Below are 1926 nucleotides of genomic sequence, written 5' to 3' on the forward strand. Positions count from 1 at the left end.
GACGGGGGCGGCGTGCAGCGGGACGTGGAAGTGGGAGCGCCACGGCACCTGCCGCGGCAGTGTTCCGCTCGCGAGGGCCTCGGGCAGGTCGTCTACGGCGTGCAGGGCGCCGTCGGGGGTGCGGGCGCGGGTCTGGTGGAGGAAGCGGGGTTCGGCGAAGGCGGCCAGCGCCTCGCGTCCGGCCGGGTCGCCGGGGTCCTCGGCGTGCAGGGCGGCGGAGAGCTGCGACTTCACGACGGGGACGCCGGCCGCCGCCAGGGCGTCGAGGGCGGGGCCGGGGTCCTCGAAGGAGGTGGCCAGGTGGCAGGTGTCCACGCAGACGCCGATGCGCGGGTGGCCGGCCTCGGTGAGCGGGGCGACGGCGTCGGCGGTCGTCTCGACCACGCAGCCGGGCTCCGGTTCCAGTCCGACGCGGACGGAGCGGCCGGTCTCCTCGTGGAGCCGGTCGAGCCTGCGCCCCAGGGTGCGCAGGGCGGTCAGCGCCGCTGCGGCGCGTTCGCCGTCGTAGGCGGTGCGCCAGGCGAGGGGCAGGGTGGAGACGGTGCCCTCGGCGGCGTCCTCGGGGAGCAGCCGGGTGAGGACGCGGGCCAGGGCGGTGGTGTGCTCCAGACGCTCGGGGTCGGCCCAGTCGGGCCGGTAGACGCGGTACTTGACCTCCTCGGCGCCGAAGCCCTGGTAGGGGAAGCCGTTGAGGGTGACCACCTCGAGCCCGCGGCGGTCGAGTTCACCGTGCAGCCGGCGCAGGGCGGCGGGGTCGGTGTCCAGGGCGCGGGCCGCGTCGTGGGCCAGCCACAGGCCGATGCCGAGCCGGTCGCGTCCCAGCCGTCGGCGGACGGCTTCGCAGTGGTCGCGGAGCTGGGCGAGGACGCCGTCGAGGGTCTCGGCGGGGTGGACGTTGGTGCAGTAGGCGAGGTGGACGACGGAGCCGTCCGGGTGCCGGAAGCGCATCGTCATTCGCCTCCGCGCAGGATGGAGTTGCCCTCGTGGGTGGCCGGGGTTGCGTCGGCGGGGGTCAGGTCGAGGCGGCCGCTCAGTCCGTAGAAGGCGACCGGGTTGCGCCACAGCACCAGGTCGACGTCGTCCTCGCCGAAGCCCGCCGCGAGCATCGCGTCGCCAACCCTGCGGGTCTTGAGCGGGTCGCTCCTGCCCCAGTCGGCGGCGGAGTTGACCAGGACGCGCTCGGGTCCGTAGGTACGCAGCACGGCGACCATGCGGTCCTCGTCCATCTTGGTGTCGGGGTAGACGGAGAAGCCGAGCCAGGCGCCGCTGTCCTTGGCCTCGGCGACGGTGGTCTCGTTGAGGTGGTCGACCAGCACCCGGTCGACGGGCAGCTTCGACTCGCGCACCACGTCGAGGGTGCGCCGCAGCCCGGTGAGCTTGTCGCGGTGCGGGGTGTGGACCAGGGCGGGCAGACCGTGGTCGGCGGCCAGCTGCAGCTGGGCGGCCAGCGCGTGGTCCTCGGCCGGCGTCATGGAGTCGTAGCCGATCTCGCCGACCGCGACCACGCCGTCCTTGGCCAGATAGCGGGGCAGTTCGTCGAGGACGGGAGTGCAGCGCGGGTCGTTGGCCTCCTTGGGGTTGAGCGCGAGGGTGCAGTGATGGGCGATGCCGTACTGGGCGGCCCGGTACGGCTCCCAGCCGAGCAGGGAGTCGAAGTAGTCGACGAAGCTGGCCGGCGAGGTGCGGGGCTGGCCGAGCCAGAAGGCGGGCTCGACGACGGCGCGCACTCCGGCGGCGCGCATCGCCTCGTAGTCGTCCGTGGTGCGGGAGGTCATGTGGATGTGGGGGTCGAAGATGCGCATCAGTGCGTCTCCTGTGGGGCGGAGGCGGGGGCGGTTTCGGTGAGGGCCAGGACGCGGTACAGGTCGGCGGGCACGGTGCGGCCCGCGGCGCCCCGTTCGGCGGCGAAGTCCCCCAGCATGCGGG

2 protein-coding genes and 1 pseudogene are annotated in these 1926 nt (G+C 74.2%); all 3 read right to left on the minus strand.

The genetic code is table 11. From position 1 onward, the window contains the following. The coding region (eboE, locus tag ACOV8S_RS32825; RefSeq protein ID WP_448322302.1) for a metabolite traffic protein EboE at positions 1-948 on the minus strand (948 nt) is incomplete at its 3' end. Between the two features lie 2 nt (positions 949-950). Beyond that, entirely contained in the window at positions 951-1802 is an 852-nt protein-coding gene (locus tag ACOV8S_RS32830) for a TatD family hydrolase (RefSeq protein WP_448322300.1), read from the minus strand. After that, positions 1802-1926: pseudogene (locus ACOV8S_RS32835) on the minus strand (EboA domain-containing protein); the annotation flags it as partial. The gene ACOV8S_RS32830 and the pseudogene ACOV8S_RS32835, both read right to left, overlap by 1 nt.

This window comes from Streptomyces sp. CO7, assembly GCF_053474865.1.

Bases quoted from the DNA above. Each gene is read 5' to 3' on its own strand.
- ACOV8S_RS32830 (WP_448322300.1), bottom strand. From the start codon at position 1,802: ATGCGCATCTTCGACCCCCACATCCACATGACCTCCCGCACCACGGAC.